Below are 23,819 nucleotides of genomic sequence, written 5' to 3'. Positions count from 1 at the left end.
CGGCGGCGCAGCCAATCAAAAACACGAGCGAGAAAAATGATGTTACGAACAAGATACGGTCAGCATCCTGCTTAATACGGCGAGGTTTCCATGCGCAGTGTCGCGTGCTGAAGATTAAGCAAAATCGTTGCCAGAATGGTTAACCTGTTGACGGCGTTGCGACATGTTGAGTATAGAGCGCCGTTGTACGCAGCCTTGCGGGACGCACTGAAATTACAGCGGAGATCACATCTCGTTAACAATAAAGCCCATAAGTTGTGCAAGGGTCACGATTTGCACGTTTTTGCAGCAATAATTCCCGTAACTTCCGCCGGGAAAGGCGTACGATATGTGCTAGGATCCTTTCCTTTTTGATCAGGAGTGTCAGCAATGACTGAAGGCCCATTAAATGAAAGCGAAATGGCGTGGCTGGAAGAGACGTTAATGTCTTACGGTCATGACGATGCGTCCGTGATTGACGTGTCCGAACTGGACGGCATGCTTACGGCAGTGCTTTCCGGCCCCGTGGTTGTCGAGCCAGACACCTGGCTGGTGGCGGTATGGGGCGGCGAGAAATATATCCCGCGCTGGAAAAACGATCGAGAAATGAACCGTTTTATCGATCTCTGCTTTAAGCATATGAACGACATTGCTGAGCGCCTGAGCGAATACCCGGATCAGTTTGAGCCGATGTTTGGTTATAACGACGTGGACGGCCAGAGCTACACCGTTGTGGAAGAGTGGTGTTATGGCTATATGCGCGGCGTGTCGCTGACCGACTGGTCTGCACTGCCAGAAGAGCTGAAAGCGGATCTGGATGTTATCGCGCTTCACGGCTCAGAAGAGAACAGCGAGAAGCTGGACGCGCTGAGCGAAGAGGAGTACATCGCCAGCATTGAGCGTATCCAGCCAGCGGCGCTGCGTTTATACGACTACTGGTCTGCTAACCCACAGCAACCGGAAGCGAAGAAACCGATTGTTAACGGCACAAAGGTCGGGCGTAACGATCCGTGTCCGTGCGGCAGCGGGAAGAAGTTTAAGAGCTGTTGCTTACACTGATAAAAAAGGGGCTGTTGATAGCCCCTTTTTTTTACCCCACTTCCGGCAGCATTCCCGCCGCAATCAAAAATTGCACCAGAATAATGACGACCCCGCAGGCAAACACAATGCACAGCAGCGGCTTTCCACCTGCCACCCGGTACCCTTGCCGGGCATGCTGTTGGCGGCTCTTCCACGCCAGCAGAGAAGGGAGCAGCAGGGCAAGGATGGATAGAGCCACCCCCGCATACCCCAGCGCCATGACAAACCCGCGCGGGTAGAAGAGGGCAAAGGCCAGCGGAGGCAGGAAGGTGATCGCCCCTGTCTGTAAGCGGCCGGTGACGGAATTGCGACGCTGGAACAGATCTGCCAGATAATCAAACAGACCGAGCGCCACGCCCAGGAAGGAGGTGGCCAGCGCCAGATCGGCAAACAGATGCACCGCCAGCTCAACGTGTGGAGAAGTTACCACTTCACGCAGCGCCAGCAAGAAACCGTTCAGACCGGCGTGTTCCGCCATCAAGCCAATAAAGGTGGAAGAGTCGATACTGCCCAGCGTCACCAGCTGCCAGAAAATGTAGGCAATCAGCGGGATGGCGCTACCGATAACAAACACGCGGCGAAGCTTGCGAATATCACCGTTCATGTAGCTGACAATGCTTGGCACACTGCCGTGGAAGCCAAATGAGGTAAAAATGACCGGGATCGCGGAAAGCGCCAGGCCTTTTTCCAGCGGCAGCGTCAGCAGGTTAACCTTATGAACATGCGGTGCCAGCAGAACCAGCATCACAATCAGAAAAAGAATTTTGGCGCTGAATAAAAAACGGTTAAACAGATCGACCAGCGAGGTGCCCACACAGACCACGCCGCCGCCGATGAGCGTAAAGAAGATGGCCCCCGTCGCTGGCGTAATGTCAGCACCGAACCCGTCGTTGACGCTGGAAGCGATCAATTCCCCGGCACCGCTGATATATGCAGCGGTCAGGGCGTACATCAGAAACATCATGCTAAAGCCTGTCACCCACTGTCCGTAACGGCCCAGATAGCGTGCCGCAAGCGAACCCAGCCCGGTATCGGCGGGGACGTGCTGATAAACCTCAAGCAGCAACAGCGCGGTGTAACACATTAATGCCCAGAGCGTACCCAGCAGCAGTAATGTCATGCCAAATCCGACGCCCGCGGCGGCCAGCGGCATCGCCAGCATTCCTGCGCCAATCGTCGTTCCGGCGACGATAAAAATACTTCCCAGGGTTCTGTTTTTCACGCTTTCCTCTACAACGCTTCACGATCGCGACAAAATCTGCGGCGCAGAGTAAGGGAAAAGCCGTATTTCGTCAAATCACCGTTACAAGAAGTGTAACTTTAACTTTACGATTTTAGCCGGGCGAGGCTCTTCAGGTAACTCTCTGATCCTTCGGAGGTGTAAGGCTACTTCATAAGGACAATAGGATCGCGTGAAAATCAGGCGTAATTTAAACAAAAATTGCAAAACATAAAATAAAATGAGGGTCTGATGGCGGGGGAAAATCCATTCACAGCGGCCTGGAGCCGGGGAGGCAATTTGCTATGTCACGGCCACTGGATCATCAGCTGGCAGAATACGGCGCTGACGTTGCCGGAATCCCGACGTGAAAAGGATATGGGCACATGGGCGATTTATTCGATTATCGATCCTGAGGATGAGACCTTTGCACAGGGGTTAAAAGAGGATGAGTGGATAATCGAAAACGTGGACTGGCTGACGGATTTATTCTTCGACGCCGGGATCCCGCTTGAGGCGGCAAACTACCGGTACTTTTTCCAGGCCGTAAATCCGCATGACTGGCGCTGCACCAGTTGCGCAGGTTGCATGTAAAAAAATACGGCGCTGAAAGTCAGCGCCGTATCGATATTAATTCTGGGTATCAAGCGTAGAGAGTTCTTTATCAATAAAGTAAAGACCTTCACCGGTTTTACCGGCCAGCGATAATTTATCCAGAACCGATTTAAACAGTTTCTCTTCTTCGTGTTGTTCGGCCACATACCACTGCAGGAAATTAAAGGTTGGATAATCCTGGCTGGTCATTGCCGCATGCACCAGTTCGTTAATTTTCTGGGTGATCAGCTGCTCGTGCTCGTAGGTAGCGCGGAAGAGTTCATCAAGTGAGCCATACTCCGCAAACGGTGATGCCACGTTATCAATGCGCGGCAGGCTGCCGGTATCTGTCAGATAATCAAAGAGACGCTGCATATGGGTCATCTCTTCCTGAGCGTGACGACGTAGGAACGCGGCGGCACCTTCAAAGCTGTGATAGCTGCACCAGGCACTCATCTGCTGGTAGAGCAGGGAGGAAAAAAGCTCAAGATTCATTTGTGCATTGAGCTTGTCGATCATTTCAGTTTTCAGCATGGTGACGCTCCGGTTTATTATTTCTGGTTCACAATGAGCGACACTATAATTTGTTATTTAATTATATGCAAAACGTAAAATAAATATTTGTTTATTTAAAAATACGAATGGGAATAAAACGCATTGGCGATATTTATATTTTTAAATGAGAATTATTTATTTTAACGGGCTGCCAGCCAAAACTGGCAGCGCAGATTAATACCACGGATTACTGGTGGCCGGTTTAACAGCATAACCCATGCATTTGTACTGAATGGTCACGCTCTCGTTCAGACACAGTGAGCCGCTAATCAGGGTGCAGGTTTTAATGGGCTGCCCATAGGAGGAGGCGGTGGCATATCCCATGCCCTGGCACGCTTTGGTTGCGGTGCCGTTATTCACATATTCATCAGACCAGGCGTTTTGCAGGGCGGCCTGACCATAGTCAAGGCGGACTATGCCATTTGGCGCATCCAGACTGCTCACCTGTGCCTGGCGGTTGATGCTACATCCCGCGAGCAGCAGGACCGTGCCGACAACGAAGACTCTTTTCATGGTTCGCTCTGAGTGGAGGGAAATACGTTATCGTACCCCTCGCTGTCCGCCTCAATGCCCGGAATAGCCGGACAATCTGCCCTTTCTCTTTGCAACGGGCCGGGCTCAGACCTGTCATCAACAAAAGTGTGAGTCCTCTTTAGTTTTTTAAAACAATCTTTCATTTAATTTGAAAGTGCGTTTGTGTGATAGTAGGGTGAAGATGAAAAGGTATCCATGATGGGCTCGCCCGCAACGCATTCAGGAGAGAGACAATGAAAATCGCACTGATGATGGAAAACAGCCAGGCCGCAAAAAATCCAGTGATTCTGAAAGAGTTAAAAACGGTCGCCGACGAAAAAGGGTTCCCGGTGTATAACGTTGGCATGAGCGATGAGAACGACCATCATCTGACCTATATCCATCTGGGGATCATGGCGAGCATTTTACTCAATGCGAAGGCCGTTGATTTTGTGGTGACTGGGTGTGGAACGGGCCAGGGGGCGTTGATGTCGCTGAATATCCACCCGGGCGTGATCTGCGGTTACTGTATCGACCCTGCAGATGCGTTTCTCTTCGCCCAGATTAACAACGGTAACGCGCTTGCCCTGCCGTTTGCCAAAGGCTTCGGCTGGGGCGCAGAGCTGAACGTTCGCTTTATCTTCGAAAAGGCGTTCACCGGCCGCAAGGGAGAAGGTTATCCGCCAGAGCGCAAAGAGCCTCAGGTACGTAATGCGGGGATCCTGAATCAGGTGAAAGCGGCTGTGGTCAAAGAGAACTATCTGGACACGCTGCGGGCAATCGATCCTGAGCTGGTAAAAACCGCCGTTTCCGGCCAGCGCTTCCAGCAGTGCTTCTTTGAAAACTGTCAGGACAAAGAGATCGAGGCTTTCGTGCGCGAGATTGTCGGCTAACCGCGTGGCTGAATGCAGAAAAAATTGTGATGTGAGTCACAAAAATATTGATTTTTGTGATGGTGGTCATATTATAGGCACATTGACGATAAAGTTGTATAACAAGTTAATGGAGCATCACAATGAAACTGCGCAAAATCCTCAAAAGCATGTGGGCTAACTACTGCAACACCTTCAAAGACGTGCCGCCTGGCGCGATGTTCTGATAAAAAAACCTGCTTCGGCAGGTTTTTTTATGCCTGCAACCACCAGAAGGGAGATGAAAGGGGGCGTGTTTTGTTACTATGGCGGCCTTTGAATAAGGAGAAACCCCCATGTCTCAAAACCTGAGCGCCGATCAGGAACTGGTATCTGATGTTGTCGCATGCCAGCTGGTCATCAAACAGATCCTTGATGTCTTAGATGTTATCGCGCCGGTGGAAGTGCGTGACAAGATGTCTACCCAGCTGAAAAACATCGATTTTTCCAGCCATCCCGCTGCGGCTGACCCGGTTACGCTTCGGGCGATCCAGAAAGCCATCGCGCTGATTGAGCTGAGATTCACGCCGCAGGGTGAATCTCACTGATAGCGCGCAACGTGAGAAGGGCGACAGTGCCTGTCGCCCGAAAGCGTTTAAAAGAAGGTCTGTACCAGCAGATAACTCGCCGCGCACGCACAGCTCACGCCAATTATCCCCGGCAGGATAAAGCTGTGGTTGATAATAAATTTGCCGATACGGGTTGTCCCTGAGCGGTCAAACCCGATGCAGGCCAAATCGCTTGGGTAGGTGGGCAGAACAAAATAGCCATACGACGCCGGGAAGAAAGCGATCAGCATTTTCGGATCGATACCCAGCATTAACCCCATCGGCGCCACGGCCGTCAGCGCTGCCGCCTGGCTGTTCACCAGTTTAGAGACCAGGAAAAGCACGATGGCGTAGGTCCACGGATGGCTTTTCACGACCCCTTCCAGCGCCAGTTTTAGCTCGTCGAGATGCGCCTGGAAAAAGGTATCGCTCATCCACGCGACGCCGAACACCGAGAAAATCGCCACCATTCCGGCTTTAAAGACCGCGCCGTTAGAAATGGTCGCCGCATTGACCTTGCAGGTGACCAGCATCACCGCACCCGCAATGAGCATCATCATCTGAATGACAAGGTTCATCGACAGCGCCGTCATTTTGCCTTTCACCTCAAACGCCGGACGCAGTTCAGGCAATGCCCCGAGCAGCACCACCACCGCGATCCCGGCGAAGAAAATCCACGTTGACCAGTAGGCCTGTTTCGGAAAACGTTGGTTCATCAACGTCTCGGTTCCGCCGTAGATAAACTCGCGCTGTTTTGGATCTTTCAGCTTTTCCTGGAATTCCATGTCATCGGCTAAATCTTTCCCGCGGCGTAAACTCCACAGGGCGGCAATGGTCACACCGAACAGCGAGGCGGGAACCGACACGGCGAGAATTTCAAGGATCCCCCACGCGTGTCCAATGCCGTGCTGGGCGGCCAGAATGGAAATCAGCGACACCACGGCAACGGAGACCGGGGAGGCGGTGATCGCCATTTGCGATGCCACCGACGCCACGGCCATCGGACGTTCCGGGCGGATCCCTTTTTTCAGGGCGATATCGGCAATAATCGGGAACATGGTGTACACCACATGGCCGGTACCGCAGAGAAAGGTCAGCATCCAGGTGGTAAAGGGGGCGAGGAGGGTGATGTGCTGAGGATGCTTGCGCAGCAGGCGCTCGGCAAATTGCATCATCACATTCAGCCCGCCTGCCGTCTGCAGGGTGGCCGCACACCCGATCACAGCGAGGATAGTCAGCATCACATCAACCGGCGGTTTACCGGGCTGCAGACCAAAGATAAACGTCAAAATAAACAGACCGATACCGCTTATCAGCCCCAGTCCCATCCCGCCAAAACGCGTGCCTGTCAGCAGGCACAGGAGGATGACAATAAACTCAATGGTGATCATGATGCTCCCTCGTCATTAATTATGTAATTAAATAAATCATTACATGTTGTAGGGATAATCATTGAGAGCGAGATCTGATTTGTTAAATCTTTTAAAAAGCAGGAGGTTGGCTGTGAAAAAGAGGCCCACTCCCGAACGGGAGCAGGCGAAAAGCTTAGTGGTGCTGCACTGTCACCAGATCGAGCAGGTGACGGTCGGTCTGTTCCGGGCATAACCCGGACTGCTGCGCGTTGCGGAGCTCATCCGCCAGTGCTTTAAGCAAAATGCCGTCCTGCTGCTGCTCTTTGTCCATATCGCGCAGGAACTGCAGTGTTGCGCTGTCATGCTGTGCTCTGGCTTCATCCGCCAGTTTATTTAGCGTGGCGCAGCGTTGCTCATACTCTTCAAGTGTTTTCCTGAATAACTCCTCCAGCGAGGAGTAGTGCCCATTAATTGCATCCGGGGCTTTGACGATAGGATTTGCCCCTGCGCCTTTCATAAAGTTAAAGACGCGCATCATATGGGTGACGTTACTTTGTGCCTGGGTACGAAAAAAAGTGGCGGTACCGTTGAGACGGTTCTCAGAACACCACTCGCTCAAATGGAGGTGCAGATTCGACGCATAGAACTCCAGGTTCATCTGCGCATTGAGTTTTTGCATCATCGTTTGGGTAGTCATACCAATATCCTTATAGACTGTTAGTGTGATGTCCGTAACAAAACCTGAACGGGCAGGTTAAGACGAGTAAGTGGCAGAAAAGCATTTCTGCAATGACAAAAGTCGACCGAATAATCACTTCCTATGTTCGATATAAATAAGCATACCCCTGCTCGGTGTTTAAGAAAACTCTTAATTGGTGCGTTTTACCATACATTACAAAATTTAATATAGTACAAAAATAACAACATGTTGTTATAAAATAAGATTTATCTAACCACTTGAAATTGATGGTTTTTACCTATTTTGATATCGCTATTTACCCACTGGGAATAGTGAGTCGGAATTATGCTCTGAGAAATAGTTAATTCAGGATTAACTATTTCAAATATATGATGCGCCGACTAAATTGCGCTAAATCAATTTTCGCAGAATAACGCCATAAAATATATTTTGCGGCAACGCCAGTCCTACACAGTTCCCGATGATGGTAACGCCGTACCGCGATCGCGCCCGGAGCGCGGGGGTTTGGGTATCAGGGATTTCTTAGCTGATCTTATGGATAATTCTGCTTATCTCGGTTTCATTTGTCCGACAAATACTGCCGTTTTTATGTCATTTTTCGCTGAATTTATGTACGCAATTACTGTAATTCTGCGGTGTGATGGCGCTCTCTTATGGATGATTAATTTCCCGCTAAAACTATCACCAGCACTAACGCTTATGACGAGGTAAGCGCTAATGCCTTGTTTTAAGTCCGATTAAATAAGAAGTACGCAAATATTCCCTACAGAAAAGAACGCTAATGCTGGAGTTTACCATGCACAAATTTACTAAAGCGCTGGCGGCCATCGGTCTGGCTGCCGTTATGTCACAATCCGCTATCGCTGAGAATTTAAAACTCGGTTTTTTGGTAAAACAGCCGGAAGAACCCTGGTTCCAGACCGAATGGAAATTCGCCGATAAGGCCGGGAAAGATTTAGGTTTTGAGGTCATTAAAATCGCCGTGCCTGACGGTGAAAAAACGCTGAACGCTATCGACAGCCTGGCGGCCAGTGGGGCGAAAGGGTTCGTTATCTGTACGCCGGATCCCAAACTGGGCTCTGCGATTGCAGCCAAAGCGCGCGGTTACGACATGAAGGTTATTGCGGTTGACGATCAGTTCGTCAACGCCAAGGGCAAACCGATGGACAGCGTGCCGCTGGTGATGATGGCGGCCACCAAAATTGGCGAACGTCAGGGCCAGGAACTCTATAAAGAGATGCAGAAACGCGGCTGGGATGTGAAAGATACCGCCGTGATGGCTATCACCGCCGACGAGCTGGACACCGCCCGCCGTCGTACCACCGGGTCAATGGATGCGCTGAAAGCGGCCGGCTTCCCGGAAAAACAGATCTATAAAGTGCCGACAAAATCCAACGACATTCCGGGGGCCTTCGACGCCGCCAACTCCATGCTGGTTCAACATCCAGAGGTGAAGCACTGGCTGGTGGTCGGCATGAACGATAACACCGTCCTGGGCGGCGTACGCGCAACGGAAGGTCAGGGCTTCAAAGCGCCTGATGTGATCGGTATCGGCATCAACGGCGTTGACGCGGTGAGTGAGCTCTCTAAAGCGCAGGCGACGGGCTTCTACGGCTCACTGCTGCCAAGCCCGGACGTACACGGCTATAAATCCAGCGAAATGCTCTACAACTGGGTCACCAAAGGGGTGGAACCGCCGAAGTTTACTGAAGTGACCGACGTGGTGCTGATCACCCGCGACAACTTCAAAGAGGAGCTGGCGAAAAAAGGACTGGGCGGTAAGTAATACGCGGTGATTGTGCCCCTCGCGAACCGCGAGGGGCCAGACGTACACACTACAGGAATCACGGAGACGTTATGCGACAGTCTGATCCGTATCTCTCTTTTCGCGGTATCGGGAAAACCTTTCCCGGTGTTAACGCGCTGACCGATATCAGCTTCGACTGCTATGCCGGTCAGGTTCACGCCCTGATGGGCGAAAATGGCGCCGGAAAATCCACGCTGTTGAAAATCCTCAGCGGCAACTACACGCCAACCACCGGCACGCTGGCCATTCGCGGCGAAGAGGTGGCGTTTGCTGATACCACCGCTGCGCTCAACGCCGGGGTGGCCATCATCTATCAGGAACTGCATTTGATCCCTGAGATGACGGTGGCGGAAAACATCTATTTAGGCCAGCTCCCGCACAAAAGCGGCGTGGTAAACCGGTCGCTACTTAATTACGAAGCGGGGCTGCAGCTGAAACATCTGGGTCTGGATGTCGATCCCCAGACACCACTGAAGTATCTCTCCATCGGCCAGTGGCAGATGGTTGAAATTGCCAAGGCGCTGGCGCGTAACGCCAGGATCATTGCCTTCGACGAACCGACAAGCTCGCTTTCCGCGCGTGAAATCGAAAACCTGTTCCGGGTGATCCGCGAGCTGCGTAAAGAAGGCCGCATTATTTTGTATGTTTCGCACCGTATGGAAGAGATTTTTGCCTTAAGCGATGCCATCACCGTCTTTAAAGATGGCCGCTACGTGCGCACCTTTACCGATATGGAGCAGGTCAATCATGACCAGCTCGTTCAGGCGATGGTTGGCCGCGAGCTGGGAGATATCTATCACTGGCAGCCACGCGAATACGGCCCTGAGCGCCTGAAGCTGGAAAACGTTAAAGCGCCGGGCGTGCGAACGCCGATCTCGCTCTCGGTGCGCAGCGGGGAGATTGTCGGGCTGTTTGGTCTGGTGGGCGCAGGGCGTAGCGAGTTAATGAAAGGCCTGTTTGGCGGTACGCGCATCACCGAAGGGCAGGTATCCATTGACGGGCAGCGGGTCGATATCCAGAAGCCCGCACATGCCATCCAGGCCGGAATGATGCTCTGCCCGGAAGACCGCAAAGCGGAGGGCATTATTCCGGTGCACTCGGTACGTGACAACATCAATATTTCCGCGCGGCGGAAGTTTATTCGCGCCGGTTGCCTGATCAACGACGGCTGGGAGGAGAGCAACGCCGATCACCATATCCGTTCGCTGAACATCAAAACCCCGGGCCCGGAACAGCTGATCATGAATCTCTCCGGCGGTAACCAGCAGAAGGCGATTTTAGGCCGCTGGTTGTCGGAGGATATGAAGGTCATTTTGCTGGATGAGCCAACGCGCGGCATCGATGTGGGGGCGAAACACGAAATTTATAACGTGATCTATGAGCTGGCAAAACGCGGTGTGGCGGTGTTGTTCGCCTCCAGCGATCTGCCTGAGGTACTCGGCGTGGCCGACCGCATTGTTGTGATGCGTGAGGGCGAAATCGCCGGTGAATTGCTTCATGAACAGGCGAATGAACAACAGGCGTTGAGTCTCGCCATGCCGAAAGTTAGCCAGGCTGTCGCCTGAGTAAGGAGTTAATGATGTCCTCTGTTACTACATCCGGAGCGCCGAAATCGAAATCGGCCTTCAGTTTTGGCCGCATCTGGGATCAGTACGGCATGCTGGTGGTCTTTGCCGCACTCTTTGTCGCCTGCGCGATCTTTGTGCCCAACTTTGCCACCTTCATTAATATGAAAGGGCTGGGGCTGGCCATTTCCATGTCCGGTATGGTGGCCTGCGGGATGCTGTTCTGTCTGGCCTCGGGCGATTTCGACCTGTCAGTGGCCTCCGTCATTGCCTGTGCTGGCGTCACCACGGCGGTGGTGATCAATATGACCGAAAGCCTGTGGATTGGCGTGCTGGCGGGTCTGCTGCTGGGCGTTATCAGCGGTCTGGTTAACGGGTTTGTGATTGCCCGCCTGAAGATTAACGCCCTGATCACCACCCTTGCGACCATGCAGATTGTGCGCGGTCTGGCCTATATCATCTCCGACGGTAAAGCGGTGGGGATTGAAGACGAGCGCTTCTTCACCCTTGGCTATGCGAACTGGCTGGGGTTGCCTGCGCCAATCTGGCTGACGGTGGCCTGTCTGATCCTGTTCGGCTTCCTGCTTAACCGCACCACGTTTGGCCGAAATACCCTGGCGATCGGCGGTAATGAGGAAGCGGCGCGGCTGGCGGGTGTACCGGTGGTGCGCACTAAGATCATTATCTTTGTGCTCTCCGGTCTGGTCTCGGCGGCAGCGGGGATTATTCTGGCATCGCGCATGACCAGCGGCCAGCCTATGACCTCCATTGGGTACGAGCTGATCGTCATTTCAGCCTGCGTGTTGGGCGGGGTTTCGCTGAAGGGCGGCATCGGAAAAATCTCATATGTGGTGGCCGGTATCCTCATTTTGGGGACAGTAGAGAACGCCATGAACCTGCTGAATATTTCGCCGTTCTCCCAGTATGTGGTTCGTGGCCTGATCCTGCTCGCAGCCGTGATTTTCGACCGTTACAAGCAAAAAGCGAAGCGTACCGTGTAACGTTCTTCCTGCCTTTTAATTGCTCAACTTATAACCTTAGTTGACGCCTGAACCGCCCCGCCAGTTCCGCTGGCGGGGCGGTTGTCAAATGGCGAGCGACGTCACACTGTCTATACTTACATGGCTATGAAAGAGGTAAAGGCGTTTACCTCTCGTAAACCGTAAGGAGGACCAGGGTGGCTGACTTGTTAACCGCACCGCCTGTACTGCCCGGACACTATGCTTTCTTTTTCGATCTCGACGGCACGCTCGCCGGGATAAAACCGCACCCCGACCAAGTGGTTATCCCGGAGGCGGTATTACAGGATTTGCATCAGCTCTCGCAAATGAATGAGGGAGCACTGGCATTGATATCAGGGCGCTCAATGGCCGAGCTGGATTTGCTCGCCAGTCCTTACCACTTTCCGCTGGCCGGTGTACACGGAGCGGAGCGCCGCGACATCCATGATCACACGCACATCGTTTCACTCCCCGATGCATTAATCGAAAAGCTGCAGGCGCAGCTCGCTGCTGCACTGGCTGAACTGCCGGGCACGGAGCTGGAAGCCAAAGGGATGGCCTTTGCCTTGCACTATCGCCAGGCACCGCAGCATGAAGAGGCCGTGCTTGCGCTCGCCGCCAGGGTCGCGCAGGCGCATCCTGAGCTGGCGTTGCAGCCGGGTAAATGCGTCGTGGAGCTTAAACCGAAAGGGATCAATAAAGGGGCTGCGATCGCCGCGTTTATGGCAACGCCGCCTTTCCGGGGCCGGACGCCCGTTTTTCTTGGGGATGACCTGACCGATGAGGCCGGGTTTCGTGTAGTGAATCAGGCCGGAGGGATCTCCGTGAAGGTTGGGCCTGGTGACACTGAAGCCGAATGGCGTCTGGCAAATGTGACCAGCGTCTGGCAGTGGATATCTGACATCGCTAACCAGCAACAACAACAAATAGCGCAAAACAAAGGGGGAAACCATTATGGGTCGCTTAGTCGTCGTCTCTAACCGTATCGCACCGCCTGACGATAAAAAAGCCAGTGCAGGTGGGCTGGCGGTGGGGGTATTAGGTGCCTTAAAAGCTGCTGGCGGGCTGTGGTTTGGCTGGAGTGGTGACATCAGTGAGGAAGAAAAACCACTTAAAAAGGTGACGCGCGGCAACATCACCTGGGCGTCATTCGCCCTGAAAGAGAAAGATTATGACGAGTACTACTCCCAGTTCTCGAATGCCGTGCTGTGGCCCGCGTTCCACTACCGTCTGGACCTGGTCAAATTTCAGCGAGAATCGTTTGAAGGCTACAGCCGCGTCAATGCGCTGCTGGCGGATAAACTGCTGCCTTTAATCGAGGAAGACGATATTTTATGGATCCACGATTATCATCTGCTTCCCTTCGCCCGCGAGCTGCGAAAACGCGGAGTCAACAACCGCATCGGCTTCTTCCTCCATATTCCGTTCCCGACACCGGAAATTTTTACCGCGCTGCCGCCGCATGAAGAGCTGCTGGAAGCGCTGTGTGATTACGATTTGCTGGGCTTCCAGACTGAGAATGACCGCATTGCGTTCCTGGATTCGGTATCGGGCAAAACACGCCTGATGACGAAAGGGGGCAAAACGCATACGGCCTGGGGTAAAACGTTCCATACCGAAGTCTATCCGATTGGGATAGAGCCGGATGAGATTGCTGAGCAGGCGTCTGGTCCGTTGCCGCCGAAGCTGGCACAGCTTAAAAACGAGCTGAAACACGTGAAGAATATCTTCTCGGTGGAGCGTCTCGACTACTCCAAAGGGCTGCCGGAGCGCTTCCTGGCGTATGAAACGCTGCTGGATAAATATCCGCAGCACCACGGTAAAATCCGCTATACGCAGATTGCACCTACGTCACGTGGGGAAGTGCAGGCCTATCAGGATATTCGTCATCAACTGGAGACGGAAGCAGGGCGCATCAACGGCCGCTACGGTCAGCTGGGCTGGACGCCGCTGTTTTATCTGAACCAACACTTTGACCGTAAGATCCTGATGAAGGTGTTCCGCTATGCTGACGTCGGCCTCGTAACACCGCTGCGCGACGGGATGAACCTGGTGGCAAAGGAGTATGTGGCGGCGCAAGATCCAGCCGATCCGGGGGTGCTGGTGCTTTCTCAGTTTGCGGGAGCCGCGAACGAACTCACTTCAGCGCTCATCGTTAACCCTTACGACCGGGATGATGTGGCGAACGCGCTCAACCGTGCTCTGACGATGCCGCTGACGGAGCGTATTTCCCGTCATGCGGAAATGATGGATACGATCCGCGAGAACGATATTAATCACTGGCAGGCACGTTTTATTCGCGATTTGCGTAATATTGAGCCGCAAAGCCATGAAGGCGTTCTGCAAAAAAAGATCGCGACTTTCCCTAAACTGGCGTGATATTCCTCTGGGGGTTTAACGACCCCCAAGAGGCACCAACAGCACATCAACCAGGCTTGAGGCGACTATCGATTTCGCCGCGCAGGCCGCCCGTGAAATAAAGCTTTGGTTATGATTACCGCATATCACTAAATCAATTTTCTCTTTGCGACATACGTCGAGAATATGCGCATTCAGTTCACCTGTCGCAATGACGGTCTGATAAATGGGATATTGCGCTTTCTCCACCAGCTCCTGCAGAAATTGCTGCGTTTCTTCCTGTAATACCTCACGAATATCTTCCAGCATGGGGGCTGCCAGTTGATTGTACATCTCGGGTTCGGCCGCAAGGGTAATTAAGCTGATGCGCGCATTATGCGGGCGGGCAATGGACACCGCCCGGGCAACGAGTTGGTGACTTTCCGGTGAAACTGCAACAGAAACAAGAAGATGGGAGTAACTCATCACGCACTCCTTAGCTGTCTGAAAAACCGCGTCTGTGTCAGCATTACCGCGAAATCAGCACTTCTGCAAGAGGTGAATACGACATTAGTGTGAAGCTTCTCATAATTATTCATTAATTATTCTTATAAGAAGAATAACGGCAAACCGCGTGCAAATGAAAAAAATTAACAACTTAACGTAAATCACACATTTTGATGCGCGTGATGTTAAATCGTTTTAAAGCGTTATAGACGCAATGTGAATGATCACGCTTTGAAACAAATTTTTCACCCCTCAAGCATAACTGTATGTTTTTCATAGGTAATGAAAATGTGGCCCTGAGATGTATAGCGTGTGAATTGTTGCGGTAGTCGCTATTGCTCAAAAAAGCAATCGCCATGGGCCTTCTGTTCGCACTTCTGCATGAGTATTCGTCCATAAAGAATATAAAATGGTCTTGATCGGTTAAAAAATGAACAAATTACAAGGCTCACTGATGGATTTATGGATGATATTCACTTAAATTATGTGACATTGATCACATTTTTTTTAAATTTGAGGATGGCTGCATTGTATGTGTCAAAACTGACGAGTAGAGTTTGCGTCGAATTAGGAAAAATCTTAGTTATTTGTAAGAAATGATAAAACATGTAAGAAGCGCATCCGCGCTTCGTTGGTGCACGTTTTGCAGAATACAAACCTAAATTCAACTATGCATTTAGCCTTTTTTTTAAATACCGGGTGTTTTCCCGGCGACATCACGGGGTGCGGTCTTTCCGCATAAAAATAATAGTTGGTTATTCGGGATGGGAAAAATGCATACATCCGAGTTGCTAAAACATATCTATGACATCAACCTGTCATATTTACTGCTCGCGCAGCGATTAATTAGTCAGGACAAAGCGTCCGCGATGTTTCGTTTAGGTATTAACGAAGAGATGGCAACCATGCTGGGCGGGTTAACCCTGCCGCAAATGGTTAAACTGGCTGAAACGAATCAACTGGTTTGCCAGTTCCGCTTCGATAATCCTCAGACTATCACGCGGCTGACACAGGAATCTCGTGTGGACGATCTGCAACAGATCCATACCGGTATTCTTCTCTCCACCCGCTTGCTCAACGAAATCAGCCAGCCTGATGACGCAGCCCGTAAAAAAAGAGCGTAGAAATGAGCGAGAAAAGCATTGTTCAGGAAGCGCGTGACATACAGTTGGCCATGGAGCTGATTACACTGGGTGCTCGTTTACAAATGCTGGAAAGCGAAACTCAGTTGAGCCGTGGTCGTCTCATCAAACTGTACAAAGAGTTACGTGGTAGTCCCCCACCGAAAGGAATGTTGCCGTTTTCAACGGACTGGTTTATGACCTGGGAGCAGAACATTCACGCCTCCATGTTCTGTAATGCCTGGCAGTACCTTCTCAAAACCGGTTTGTGTAGCGGCGTCGATGCCGTGATCAAAGCGTATAAACTTTACCTTGAACAATGCCCACAGCAGGAAGAGGGTCCCCTGCTGGCGCTGACCCGCGCATGGACGCTGGTGCGTTTTGTTGAGAGCGGAATGCTTGAATTGTCGCGCTGCAACTGCTGCGATGGCAATTTCATTACCCATGCTCATCAGCCTGCAGGCAGCTTCGCCTGTAGTTTATGTCAGCCTCCATCCCGTGCAGTAAAAAGACGTAAACTTTCCCGGGATGCTGCCGATATTATTCCACAACTGCTGGATGAACAGATCGAACAAGCTGTTTAACCCGAACGTGTGGGAAAGATTCCAGCAGCGGTAAGCCATTACCGCTGCTTTTTTTTATCCTTGATTCGGTAAACGCTGCGAGCTGAACGTCCTTGCCATAGTCACTAGCGGAAGGATGATGTCGTGCTTATCTTATTAGGTTACCTGGTAGTTCTCGGTACAGTTTTCGGCGGTTACATGATGACCGGCGGGCACCTTGGAGCACTCTATCAACCGGCTGAACTTATTATCATCGGCGGCGCAGGGGTAGGGGCTTTTATCGTTGGCAACAACGGGAAATCGATCAAGGGGACGCTGAAAGCTATTCCATTGCTGTTCCGTCGCTCGAAATACACCAAAAGCATGTATATGGATCTGCTGGCTCTGCTCTATCGCCTGATGGCGAAGTCGCGCCAGCAGGGGATGTTCTCGCTGGAACGGGATATCGAAAACCCGAAAGAGAGCGAGATTTTTGCCAGCTACCCGCGCATCCTTGCCGATGCCATGATGCTGGATTTCATTGTCGATTACCTGCGCCTGATCATCAGCGGCAATATGAATACCTTCGAAATTGAAGCGCTGATGGACGAAGAGATCGAAACCCACGAGAGCGAATCCGAAGTGCCGGCCAACAGCCTGGCGCTGGTGGGGGACTCATTGCCGGCCTTCGGTATCGTGGCGGCGGTCATGGGGGTTGTTCACGCGCTGGCCTCGGCGGATCGCCCGGCTGCAGAGCTGGGGGCGCTGATTGCCCACGCCATGGTGGGGACCTTCCTCGGTATTTTGCTGGCGTATGGTTTTATCTCTCCGCTGGCCAGCGTTCTGCGTCAGAAGAGCGCGGAAACCACCAAAATGATGCAGTGCGTGAAGATTACGCTGCTCTCTAACCTCAACGGTTATGCGCCACCGATCGCGGTTGAGTTTGGCCGTAAAACGCTTTACTCCAGCGAGCGTCCGTCGTTTATCGAGCTTGAAGAACACGTGCGTGCGGTGAAAAACCCAAACCAACAGACGACAACTGAGGACGCATGAAAAACCAGTCCCATCCGATCGTCATCGTAAAAAAGCGCAAGCATAAGGGGCATGGGCACGGTGCGCATGGCTCCTGGAAAATTGCCTACGCCGATTTTATGACCGCAATGATGGCCTTCTTTCTGGTGATGTGGTTGATCTCGATCTCCAGCCCGAAAGAGCTGATTCAGATTGCGGAATACTTCCGTACGCCACTGGCGACTGCGGTCTCCGGTGGGCCGCGTATCTCTAACAGTGACAGCCCGATCCCCGGCGGCGGCGATGATTACACCCAGAAGCAGGGTGAGGTGAAAAAAGAGCCGAACATCGACGAGCTGAAGAGAAAGATGGAGCAGGCGCGTCTGAAAAAACTGCGCGGCGATCTCGATCAGCTGATTGAAGCGGACCCGAAACTGCGCGCGCTGCGACCGCATCTGAAGATCGATCTGGTGCAGGAAGGGCTGCGTATCCAGATTATTGATAGCCAGAACCGCCCGATGTTCAAAACCGGTAGCGCCGAGGTTGAACCCTATATGCGCGATATTTTGCGCGCCATTGCGCCGGTGCTGAATGGTATTCCAAACCGCATTAGCCTGTCAGGCCACACGGATGACTTCCCGTACGCCACGGGCGAGAAGGGATACAGCAACTGGGAGCTTTCTGCCGATCGTGCCAACGCCTCGCGTCGCGAGCTGGTGGCGGGTGGGCTTGATGATGGCAAGGTACTGCGCGTGGTCGGCATGGCAGCAACCATGCGTGTCTCTGACCGCGGGCCGGATGACGCCATCAACCGTCGTATCAGTCTTTTAGTGCTGAACCAGCAGGCGGAGCAGGCCATCCTGCATGAAAACGCCGAAAGTCAGAATGAGTCACTGGACGATTTAAAACAGCCTGGGGCCGTTCCTTCGGCTGCCGTTCCAACATCGCCACCAGCCAATCCGAGGTGATAGCGTGAGCATGGATATTAGCGATTTTTACCAGACATTCTTTGATGAAGCCGACGAATTGTTGGCGGATATGGAGCAACATTTGCTGGATTTGGTGCCAGAAGCGCCGGACTCCGAGCAGCTCAATGCCATCTTCCGCGCTGCGCACTCCATTAAAGGCGGAGCCGGAACATTTGGATTTACCATCCTGCAGGAAACCACCCATTTAATGGAAAACCTGCTTGATGAAGCACGACGCGGTGAGATGCAGCTCAATACCGACATTATCAACCTGTTTTTGGAAACCAAAGATATTATGCAGGAACAGCTCGACGCCTATAAAAGTTCGGCAGAGCCTGATGCCGCCAGCTTTGAATACATCTGCAATGCGCTGCGCCAGCTTGCGCTGGAAGCAAAAGGTGAGGTCGCCGCAGCCGTTGTTCCTGCAGCCAAACTGAGCGTTGTTGATGCGCCAGCCGCTGAAGATGCAGCACCTGCCGCACCTGCCGCCGCTAAAGCGGGGAAACTGCGCGTTGTGCTGTCGCGCCTGAAAGAGAACGAAGTCAACCTGCTGGAAGAGGAGCTGGGTAACCTGGCGACATTAAGCAACGTGGTAAAAGGCAAAGACAGCCTTGCTGCGACGCTCGATGACGGTATCAGCCAGGACGACATCGTGGCAGTGCTGTGCTTTGTTATCGAAGCCGATCAAATCGCCTTTGAAACGGAAGCGGTTGCCGTTGACGCGCCTGCTGCAGTGGAGGAGGTTGCCGCTGTGGCTCAGGCTGCTGCGCCCGCGGTCGCCCCTGCTGCTCCGGCGTTGAAAGCCGTTCCTAAAGAGGCTGCTGCCCCGGGCCGTGGTGAAAAACCGGCGGCGCGCTCCAGCGAATCGACCAGTATTCGCGTTGCTGTAGAGAAGGTTGACCAGCTGATCAACCTGGTCGGTGAGCTGGTGATCACCCAGTCAATGCTGGCCCAGCGTTCTAACGAACTGGACCCGGTCACGCACGGCGATCTGATTACCAGCATGGGGCAGTTACAGCGTAACGCCCGCGATCTGCAGGAATCGGTGATGTCCATCCGTATGATGCCGATGGAGTACGTCTTTAGCCGCTTCCCGCGTCTGGTGCGCGACCTGGCCGGTAAACTCAATAAGCAGATTGAACTGACGCTGATGGGCAGCTCCACCGAGCTGGATAAGAGCCTGATTGAACGCATTATCGATCCGTTAACGCACCTGGTGCGTAACAGCCTGGACCACGGTATCGAACTGCCGGAAAACCGTATTGCCGCCGGAAAATCCCCGGTCGGTAACCTGATCCTGTCTGCGGAGCACCAGGGCGGGAACATCTGTATTGAAGTAACCGATGACGGCGCGGGCCTTAACCGCGAGCGTATCCTGGCGAAGGCGATTTCGCAGGGGATGGCGGTCAGCGAAAACATGACCGATGAAGAAGTGGGCATGCTGATCTTCGCCCCGGGTTTCTCAACCGCCGAGCAGGTAACGGATGTCTCCGGACGCGGCGTGGGAATGGACGTGGTGAAGCGTAACATTCAGGAAATGGGCGGCCACGTCGAAATCCAGTCTAAGCAAGGTTCTGGTACCACCATTCGTATTCTGCTGCCGCTGACGCTGGCGATCCTCGACGGTATGTCGGTGAAAGTGGCGGACGAAGTCTTCATTCTGCCGCTGAACGCGGTAATGGAATCACTGCAGCCACGTGAAGAAGATCTGCACCCACTGGCAGGTGGCGAGCGCGTGCTCGAAGTGCGTGGGGAATACCTGCCGCTGGTGGAACTGTGGAAAGTCTTCGAAGTCGACGGGGCGAAAACAGAGGCCACGCAGGGTATCGTCGTGATCCTGCAAAGTGCGGGTCGCCGCTACGCGCTGCTGGTTGACCAGTTGATTGGTCAGCACCAGGTGGTGGTGAAGAACCTCGAAAGCAACTACCGCAAAGTGCCGGGTATTTCTGCCGCCACCATTCTGGGTGATGGTAGCGTGGCGCTGATCGTCGACGTGTCGGCGCTTCAGGGATTAAATCGTGAACAACGTGTGGCGTACACAGCCGCCTGATTAAGTAAAGGGTAAGAACATGACCGGTATGAGTAATGTAACGAAACTGGCGGGCGAGCCATCAGGACAGGAGTTCCTGGTATTCACTTTAGGCGATGAGGAGTACGGCATCGATATCCTGAAAGTGCAGGAAATTCGTGGTTACGATCAGGTTACCCGCATCGCGAACACGCCAGCGTTTATTAAAGGCGTCACCAACCTGCGCGGCGTGATTGTGCCTATCGTTGACCTGCGCGTGAAGTTCAGCCAGGGCGATGTGGAGTATAACGATAACACCGTGGTGATTGTCCTCAATCTGGGGCAGCGCGTGGTCGGTATCGTGGTGGATGGCGTGTCTGACGTGCTCTCACTGACGTCTGACCAAATCCGTCCGGCGCCGGAGTTTGCGGTCACGCTGTCTACCGAGTACCTGACGGGGCTGGGTGCGCTGGGTGAGCGTATGTTGATTCTGGTGAACATCGAGAAGCTGTTGAACAGCGAAGAGATGGCGTTGCTGGATATCGCGGCGAACCATGTAGCGTAGGTAAATGCAAAACGGCAATCCAGGTTGCCGTTTTTTGTGTTTGCTCCCTCTCCCGGTGGGAGAGGGGTGGGGTGAGGGCATCAGGCCACACCCCTTTTGTACTCTTACACTTCCTGCTCTACCAGCTCCGCTTCAGCTTCCCGCGCCCCTTCATTCTGCGACAGCATCGCGGTTGCAATCCCGTTACCCAGCACGTTAATGGCGGAACGCCCCATATCCAGGAAGTGGTCGATCCCCATCAGCAGCAGAATACCCGCCACCGGAATATTAAAGCTTGGGATGGTCGCCGCCAGTACCACCAGCGAAGAGCGTGGTACCCCCGCAATGCCTTTTGATGCCAGCATCAGCGTCAGCATCAGAACGGTGACCTCAGAGAAACTCAGATGAATATTGTACGCCTGAGCGATAAACATTGAGGCAAAAGAGCAGTAGACCATCGAACCGACCAGGTTAAAGGAATACCCAATTGGCAGGACGAAAGAGGCGATGCTGCGCGAACAGCCAAATCGCTCCAGTTGCTCAAGGGTTTTCGGATACGCTGCCTCGGAGCTGCTGGTGGTAAAGGCGACCAGCACCGGATCTTTCAGCATGCTGAGCAGGCGGAACACCTCTTTTTTCAGCACCATGTAACCCACTGCCAGCAACACCATGCAGGTGAGCAGGATCGCCACATAGTAGCCGCCAATAAAGGAGGCATAGTTCAGTAGAATGCCGAGACCCTGGGTGGCAATCACCGACGAGATCGCAGCGAAAATCGCCAGCGGGGCAACATACATGACGTAGCCCGTGACCTTCAGCATGATATGGGATACCACATCCAGCGCCGCGACCAGCGGGGCGTTGAATTTCTGGCCCAGCGACGCGCCGCCGATGCCAAAGAACATGGAGAACACTACAATTTGCAGAATTTCATTGTTCGCCATCGCCCCGGCAATGCTGGTCGGAATGGTGTGGGAGAGGAACGCTTTCAGGGTCATGCCGCCGACGGCCAGCCCGGTATCCACTGCTTCAGTGGGGATCGTCAGGTTCAGACCGCTGCCTGGATGCTCCAGAGTGACAATAAACAGCCCCACCAGAATAGAAAGTACCGATGAGCTGATAAACCATACCATCGCTTTACCGCCTACGCGGCCAATAGTCGAGGTTTCGCCCATTTTCATAATGCCGACCGTCAGCGTGCTGAAGACCAACGGTGCAATCACCATTTTGATCAGTCGCAGAAAAATATCGGTGAGAAGCGTAATGTTATCCGACCAGGTTTTGATGGCATCCGCAGATGCGTATTCATGAATGGCCGCCCCTGAAAGAATACCCGCCAGCATGAATATCACGATGAAGAGCGTAAGTTTGTTTGCACTTGCCACGAAAAAGACCCCTATGCGCTGTAGATGTCGCCCGCGCAGATATATATGGATTTTTTATTACTGCGCGGGAAATTATTCGGCACATAAATTGAAGTAAAGCGGGGGGAGATACAACTCCTTTTTAAATTTTATTAATTTTGTTGCTAATGCTGCGAAGATATATTGTGATGCTTATCACACTTTAATGGGATATATCCTCAGGCAACATTCGGTAAATTCCGTTTATAAATCAATAACCCAATGTTTCTAAAATCATTTCTCTGTCAATCGGACAAGGGGGTGACTGACATGGCCGCCAGTGGTCGAAGCGATAACCATAAACTAAATTCTCAATAACCCCCTCGGAGGAACATTAAGCGGGGCTAACATCTTGAACGTTAAAACTAAATTGTTGTACGTGAACGGAGACGTCTTCTGGAGGGTGGTAAATGAAAAGAAAACGCCTTTTGACCTGCGCTGGCATTCTGTTAACCGCGACAACCGCCCATCAGGCGCTGGCGGTCACCAGTAGTGGCACTATCGGCGCGACGCTGACATTGACAAACGGGTGTCTGATTAATGGATCGCCCACCCAAAACGGCATTAACTTCGGGACACTGGATTTCGGGACCCATCCTGCAACCTTTTCCACCCTGACGACGCAGTTGACCGGTGCCAGCGGCGGAAACACCTTCACGATTCAATGTACAACCGCCAGCTACACGGTGGCGATAACCGGGAATACCAACTCCACTGCGCCGGGCACCGTCGTTGGCACGACGGGGACACCCGCCCGCTATCTGATCAACACCACCAACACGGCGCAGGGTGTGGCATACAGCCTGTATAGCGACAGCGGATTTAATAACGTTGTGGCGAATAACGCGGCATTGCCGATCGCGTCCACGGCCGGTGGGGTGGACAGTTACACCCTCTACGGGCGTATTACCGGCGGCGGAAACAGCGTTACGGTGGTACCGGGGACCTACACCGACACCATAAATGTCAGCGTAACCTATTAGCCCACTTAGCCCATGAAGACCGCTTTTTCAGGTCTGCGCCACTGCGCAGAGGGGATCGTGCATTTTTTTTTTACGCTGATCCTCGGGCTGGCGCTGGTGCCGGCCGCTATGGCCGTCACGTCGCAGTCCTTTAAGGTCAGCGCGACCATTGTGCCGGGATGCGCGGTGAGCACCGGCAGTGGGGGGCTGTTAGGCACGCTGAACTTCGGTACCCATACCGGCGTGGAGAGTGCTCCGGTGAGCACCAGCTTCGTACCAAACGGGGCACTCTCGATCGCCTGTACGCCAGGCGTGGCGCTGAGTATGAGTATTAACGGCGGGCAGAATTACGCCTCCGTGCGGCGAATGACGCGTAACGGCGGGAACGACGTGGTGGGATACCGGCTTTACAGCAGCAGTTCACTTGCGGCGAACAGCGAAATAGGGGTCAACCAGGCGATTCCGGTGACCTATACCAACAGCAATAACATCGCGCTGCCGCTGTTTGGCGTGGCGCTATTGACCGGGTTCAGCCCGGCAGGAACCTATTCTGATCAACTTACCGTGACCTTGTCATGGTGATAAAGGGAGA

At 53.0% G+C, this 23,819-nt stretch carries 25 protein-coding genes; 18 read left to right on the top strand and 7 right to left on the bottom strand.

Going from position 1 to position 23,819, the window contains the following annotated elements; genetic code table 11:
* The first annotated feature begins 369 nt into the window (after positions 1 to 369).
* Positions 370 to 1,038, top strand: coding sequence for a YecA family protein (locus ACQG22_RS14445; protein WP_013096035.1), 669 nt, complete (start codon positions 370 to 372; stop codon positions 1,036 to 1,038).
* Positions 1,039 to 1,069: 31 nt separating this feature from the next.
* On the opposite strand, the gene tyrP is transcribed toward ACQG22_RS14445, so the two are convergent.
* Complete coding sequence (tyrP, locus tag ACQG22_RS14440) at positions 1,070 to 2,281, bottom strand: tyrosine transporter TyrP (protein WP_029882588.1); 1,212 nt, start codon at positions 2,279 to 2,281, stop codon at positions 1,070 to 1,072.
* A 249-nt stretch (positions 2,282 to 2,530) separates the two neighbouring features.
* Between tyrP and ACQG22_RS14435 the strand changes: the two genes are divergently transcribed.
* Positions 2,531 to 2,872, top strand: a complete 342-nt coding sequence (locus ACQG22_RS14435) for a hypothetical protein (protein WP_013096037.1) — start codon at positions 2,531 to 2,533, stop codon at positions 2,870 to 2,872.
* A gap of 36 nt (positions 2,873 to 2,908) precedes the next feature.
* Here the strand turns inward: ACQG22_RS14435 and ftnA are convergent, their stop codons facing one another.
* The gene (gene ftnA / locus ACQG22_RS14430; protein ID WP_013096038.1) at positions 2,909 to 3,406 is read right to left on the bottom strand and encodes a non-heme ferritin; all 498 of its coding nucleotides are present in this window, start codon (positions 3,404 to 3,406) and stop codon (positions 2,909 to 2,911) included.
* A gap of 195 nt (positions 3,407 to 3,601) precedes the next feature.
* Entirely contained in the window at positions 3,602 to 3,940 is a 339-nt protein-coding gene (yecR, locus tag ACQG22_RS14425) for a YecR family lipoprotein (RefSeq protein WP_013096039.1), read from the bottom strand.
* Between the two features lie 254 nt (positions 3,941 to 4,194).
* Here yecR and ACQG22_RS14420 point away from each other — a divergent pair, with 254 nt between their 5' ends.
* The 3 genes from ACQG22_RS14420 (at position 4,195) to ACQG22_RS14410 (ending at position 5,399) form a co-directional block, all read left to right on the top strand.
* Positions 4,195 to 4,833, top strand: coding sequence for an RpiB/LacA/LacB family sugar-phosphate isomerase (locus ACQG22_RS14420; protein ID WP_013096040.1), 639 nt, complete (start codon positions 4,195 to 4,197; stop codon positions 4,831 to 4,833).
* 122 nt (positions 4,834 to 4,955) lie between these two features.
* Complete coding sequence (gene azuC, locus ACQG22_RS14415; protein WP_014832437.1) at positions 4,956 to 5,039, top strand: stress response protein AzuC; 84 nt, start codon at positions 4,956 to 4,958, stop codon at positions 5,037 to 5,039.
* A gap of 108 nt (positions 5,040 to 5,147) precedes the next feature.
* Positions 5,148 to 5,399 (top strand): DUF2766 family protein, encoded by a 252-nt coding sequence (locus tag ACQG22_RS14410; RefSeq protein ID WP_369706654.1) that lies wholly within the window; start codon positions 5,148 to 5,150, stop codon positions 5,397 to 5,399.
* 47 nt (positions 5,400 to 5,446) lie between these two features.
* Here the strand turns inward: ACQG22_RS14410 and ACQG22_RS14405 are convergent, their stop codons facing one another.
* Both ACQG22_RS14405 and ACQG22_RS14400 read right to left on the bottom strand, forming a co-directional pair.
* The gene (locus tag ACQG22_RS14405; protein WP_013096042.1) at positions 5,447 to 6,790 is read right to left on the bottom strand and encodes an anaerobic C4-dicarboxylate transporter; all 1,344 of its coding nucleotides are present in this window, start codon (positions 6,788 to 6,790) and stop codon (positions 5,447 to 5,449) included.
* Positions 6,791 to 6,944: 154 nt separating this feature from the next.
* Complete coding sequence (locus tag ACQG22_RS14400; RefSeq protein ID WP_038419948.1) at positions 6,945 to 7,448, bottom strand: non-heme ferritin-like protein; 504 nt, start codon at positions 7,446 to 7,448, stop codon at positions 6,945 to 6,947.
* Positions 7,449 to 8,247: 799 nt separating this feature from the next.
* On the opposite strand from ACQG22_RS14400, the gene araF reads away from it, so the two are divergent.
* The 5 genes from araF to otsA all read left to right on the top strand — a co-directional run bounded on the left by araF (position 8,248) and on the right by otsA (position 14,203).
* Positions 8,248 to 9,237: an arabinose ABC transporter substrate-binding protein AraF gene (gene araF, locus ACQG22_RS14395; RefSeq protein ID WP_028027935.1), complete on the top strand. Its 990-nt coding sequence runs from the start codon at positions 8,248 to 8,250 to the stop codon at positions 9,235 to 9,237.
* A gap of 71 nt (positions 9,238 to 9,308) precedes the next feature.
* Entirely contained in the window at positions 9,309 to 10,823 is a 1,515-nt protein-coding gene (gene araG, locus ACQG22_RS14390; RefSeq protein ID WP_058682892.1) for an L-arabinose ABC transporter ATP-binding protein AraG, read from the top strand.
* A gap of 14 nt (positions 10,824 to 10,837) precedes the next feature.
* Positions 10,838 to 11,824, top strand: a complete 987-nt coding sequence (gene araH, locus ACQG22_RS14385) for an L-arabinose ABC transporter permease AraH (protein WP_013096046.1) — start codon at positions 10,838 to 10,840, stop codon at positions 11,822 to 11,824.
* A 176-nt stretch (positions 11,825 to 12,000) separates the two neighbouring features.
* Complete coding sequence (gene otsB / locus ACQG22_RS14380; RefSeq protein ID WP_013096047.1) at positions 12,001 to 12,804, top strand: trehalose-phosphatase; 804 nt, start codon at positions 12,001 to 12,003, stop codon at positions 12,802 to 12,804.
* The gene (otsA, locus tag ACQG22_RS14375) at positions 12,779 to 14,203 is read left to right on the top strand and encodes an alpha,alpha-trehalose-phosphate synthase (RefSeq protein WP_013096048.1); all 1,425 of its coding nucleotides are present in this window, start codon (positions 12,779 to 12,781) and stop codon (positions 14,201 to 14,203) included. Before otsB ends, otsA begins: the two co-directional genes overlap by 26 nt.
* Before the next feature lie 15 nt (positions 14,204 to 14,218).
* Here the strand turns inward: otsA and uspC are convergent, their stop codons facing one another.
* The gene (gene uspC / locus ACQG22_RS14370) at positions 14,219 to 14,647 is read right to left on the bottom strand and encodes a universal stress protein UspC (RefSeq protein ID WP_029882593.1); all 429 of its coding nucleotides are present in this window, start codon (positions 14,645 to 14,647) and stop codon (positions 14,219 to 14,221) included.
* 794 nt (positions 14,648 to 15,441) lie between these two features.
* On the opposite strand from uspC, the gene flhD reads away from it, so the two are divergent.
* From flhD to cheW, 6 genes are all read left to right on the top strand, one after another.
* Complete coding sequence (flhD, locus tag ACQG22_RS14365) at positions 15,442 to 15,792, top strand: flagellar transcriptional regulator FlhD (protein ID WP_013096050.1); 351 nt, start codon at positions 15,442 to 15,444, stop codon at positions 15,790 to 15,792.
* Positions 15,793 to 15,794: 2 nt separating this feature from the next.
* Complete coding sequence (flhC, locus tag ACQG22_RS14360) at positions 15,795 to 16,373, top strand: flagellar transcriptional regulator FlhC (protein ID WP_013096051.1); 579 nt, start codon at positions 15,795 to 15,797, stop codon at positions 16,371 to 16,373.
* 123 nt (positions 16,374 to 16,496) lie between these two features.
* Positions 16,497 to 17,384, top strand: coding sequence for a flagellar motor stator protein MotA (motA, locus tag ACQG22_RS14355; protein ID WP_008500417.1), 888 nt, complete (start codon positions 16,497 to 16,499; stop codon positions 17,382 to 17,384).
* A complete protein-coding gene (motB, locus tag ACQG22_RS14350; RefSeq protein WP_013096052.1) occupies positions 17,381 to 18,310 on the top strand; it encodes a flagellar motor protein MotB in 930 nt (309 codons plus the stop codon). Before motA ends, motB begins: the two co-directional genes overlap by 4 nt.
* A gap of 4 nt (positions 18,311 to 18,314) precedes the next feature.
* Positions 18,315 to 20,360: a chemotaxis protein CheA gene (gene cheA, locus ACQG22_RS14345; protein WP_102751970.1), complete on the top strand. Its 2,046-nt coding sequence runs from the start codon at positions 18,315 to 18,317 to the stop codon at positions 20,358 to 20,360.
* A 19-nt stretch (positions 20,361 to 20,379) separates the two neighbouring features.
* Positions 20,380 to 20,883, top strand: a complete 504-nt coding sequence (gene cheW / locus ACQG22_RS14340; RefSeq protein WP_013096054.1) for a chemotaxis protein CheW — start codon at positions 20,380 to 20,382, stop codon at positions 20,881 to 20,883.
* Positions 20,884 to 20,987: 104 nt separating this feature from the next.
* Here cheW and ACQG22_RS14335 read toward each other — a convergent pair whose 3' ends face one another.
* Positions 20,988 to 22,247 (bottom strand): dicarboxylate/amino acid:cation symporter, encoded by a 1,260-nt coding sequence (locus tag ACQG22_RS14335; protein WP_023620134.1) that lies wholly within the window; start codon positions 22,245 to 22,247, stop codon positions 20,988 to 20,990.
* Positions 22,248 to 22,675: 428 nt separating this feature from the next.
* On the opposite strand from ACQG22_RS14335, the gene ACQG22_RS14330 reads away from it, so the two are divergent.
* Positions 22,676 to 23,248: a spore coat protein U domain-containing protein gene (locus tag ACQG22_RS14330; protein WP_013096056.1), complete on the top strand. Its 573-nt coding sequence runs from the start codon at positions 22,676 to 22,678 to the stop codon at positions 23,246 to 23,248.
* A gap of 12 nt (positions 23,249 to 23,260) precedes the next feature.
* A complete protein-coding gene (locus tag ACQG22_RS14325; RefSeq protein WP_369706655.1) occupies positions 23,261 to 23,809 on the top strand; it encodes a Csu type fimbrial protein in 549 nt (182 codons plus the stop codon).
* Positions 23,810 to 23,819 lie beyond the last annotated feature (10 nt).

This window comes from Enterobacter cloacae complex sp. 309I3 (genome assembly GCF_050031595.1).
Classification (GTDB): Bacteria; Pseudomonadota; Gammaproteobacteria; order Enterobacterales; family Enterobacteriaceae; genus Enterobacter; species Enterobacter cloacae.
The sequence above is the reverse complement of the archived record's forward strand: the minus strand, read 5'-3'. Positions and strand labels throughout refer to the sequence as shown.

Excerpts from the sequence above, each read along its gene's own strand:
- motB (WP_013096052.1), top strand. The coding sequence starts at position 17,381 with ATGAAAAACCAGTCCCATCCGATCGTCATCGTAAAAAAGCGCAAGCAT.
- ACQG22_RS14445 (WP_013096035.1), top strand. The coding sequence starts at position 370 with ATGACTGAAGGCCCATTAAATGAAAGCGAAATGGCGTGGCTGGAAGAG.
- ACQG22_RS14410 (WP_369706654.1), top strand. The coding sequence starts at position 5,148 with ATGTCTCAAAACCTGAGCGCCGATCAGGAACTGGTATCTGATGTTGTC.
- ACQG22_RS14435 (WP_013096037.1), top strand. The coding sequence starts at position 2,531 with ATGGCGGGGGAAAATCCATTCACAGCGGCCTGGAGCCGGGGAGGCAAT.
- uspC (WP_029882593.1), bottom strand. The coding sequence starts at position 14,647 with ATGAGTTACTCCCATCTTCTTGTTTCTGTTGCAGTTTCACCGGAAAGT.
- ftnA (WP_013096038.1), bottom strand. The coding sequence starts at position 3,406 with ATGCTGAAAACTGAAATGATCGACAAGCTCAATGCACAAATGAATCTT.
- ACQG22_RS14330 (WP_013096056.1), top strand. The coding sequence starts at position 22,676 with ATGAAAAGAAAACGCCTTTTGACCTGCGCTGGCATTCTGTTAACCGCG.
- ACQG22_RS14400 (WP_038419948.1), bottom strand. The coding sequence starts at position 7,448 with ATGACTACCCAAACGATGATGCAAAAACTCAATGCGCAGATGAACCTG.
- araH (WP_013096046.1), top strand. The coding sequence starts at position 10,838 with ATGTCCTCTGTTACTACATCCGGAGCGCCGAAATCGAAATCGGCCTTC.
- azuC (WP_014832437.1), top strand. The coding sequence starts at position 4,956 with ATGAAACTGCGCAAAATCCTCAAAAGCATGTGGGCTAACTACTGCAAC.
- ACQG22_RS14325 (WP_369706655.1), top strand. The coding sequence starts at position 23,261 with ATGAAGACCGCTTTTTCAGGTCTGCGCCACTGCGCAGAGGGGATCGTG.
- araF (WP_028027935.1), top strand. The coding sequence starts at position 8,248 with ATGCACAAATTTACTAAAGCGCTGGCGGCCATCGGTCTGGCTGCCGTT.
- cheW (WP_013096054.1), top strand. The coding sequence starts at position 20,380 with ATGACCGGTATGAGTAATGTAACGAAACTGGCGGGCGAGCCATCAGGA.
- ACQG22_RS14420 (WP_013096040.1), top strand. The coding sequence starts at position 4,195 with ATGAAAATCGCACTGATGATGGAAAACAGCCAGGCCGCAAAAAATCCA.
- flhC (WP_013096051.1), top strand. The coding sequence starts at position 15,795 with ATGAGCGAGAAAAGCATTGTTCAGGAAGCGCGTGACATACAGTTGGCC.
- yecR (WP_013096039.1), bottom strand. The coding sequence starts at position 3,940 with ATGAAAAGAGTCTTCGTTGTCGGCACGGTCCTGCTGCTCGCGGGATGT.
- araG (WP_058682892.1), top strand. The coding sequence starts at position 9,309 with ATGCGACAGTCTGATCCGTATCTCTCTTTTCGCGGTATCGGGAAAACC.
- ACQG22_RS14405 (WP_013096042.1), bottom strand. The coding sequence starts at position 6,790 with ATGATCACCATTGAGTTTATTGTCATCCTCCTGTGCCTGCTGACAGGC.
- flhD (WP_013096050.1), top strand. The coding sequence starts at position 15,442 with ATGCATACATCCGAGTTGCTAAAACATATCTATGACATCAACCTGTCA.
- otsA (WP_013096048.1), top strand. The coding sequence starts at position 12,779 with ATGGGTCGCTTAGTCGTCGTCTCTAACCGTATCGCACCGCCTGACGAT.